The sequence below is a fragment of the Parabacteroides sp. AF48-14 genome (assembly GCF_003477465.1).
GTDB lineage: Bacteria > Bacteroidota > Bacteroidia > Bacteroidales > Tannerellaceae > Parabacteroides > Parabacteroides acidifaciens.
Genome location: NZ_QUDI01000109.1, coordinates 1 through 623 on the forward strand (window position 1 = coordinate 1; position 623 = coordinate 623).

Annotated in this window: 1 protein-coding gene; it reads right to left on the reverse strand. The window is 41.4% G+C overall.

Features of this window, described 5'->3' with window-relative positions:
• Positions 1 to 623, reverse strand: a 623-nt coding sequence (locus DW083_RS21950; RefSeq protein WP_122333834.1) for a FimB/Mfa2 family fimbrial subunit, incomplete at both ends; no start/stop codon positions are given.

Sequence of the window (623 nt, forward strand, 5' to 3'; positions counted from 1 at the left end):
CTCCATTGCAATTGAAAGAACTTTTCGTTCTTTTTATTTTGTAGTAGTAATTTCCTTCTTTCGAATCGAAAACTTTGAAAACACCTTTTGTCAGGATAGACATGGAAGAGACCTTGCGTTCGATTTTTAATTCCTGTGCAGCAGCCTTTGTCGCTGAACGGTAAACAGTTACTTGTCCGTAGAACAGGTCGCTCGGCAGACTGTTTGCCACACCGTTGTTATTTTTTAAGCTCACTTGCAGGTCTGAGATGATATTCGCCTGGTTCATGTAGCTGATTTCTTCGCTGTCATTAGAAAGACCGGCCCAAGCGACAACAGTAATCTTCTTTGATCCCGGGCAGCTGATTTCAACCGGCTTTACCTGGAGCAGGTAATCTCTGTCGACTGTGATTTGTTTGTAGAAATCATCGTTTTCGTCGAAAACATACAGTGTAGTGCTCTTAACGTCACCTTTTGAAGTGATATCCTGATTTTCTGAATAAGCTTTGAGAATAACGGAGAAAGGAGCTTCAATGTTCAAAGGCACCTGGCTGTCTTCAACAGAATAAGAATCGCCATCGGCAGAACAACTAACAAAAGACAGGATTACGGACAATGTCCATATTGTGAAGAAACAATTTGTG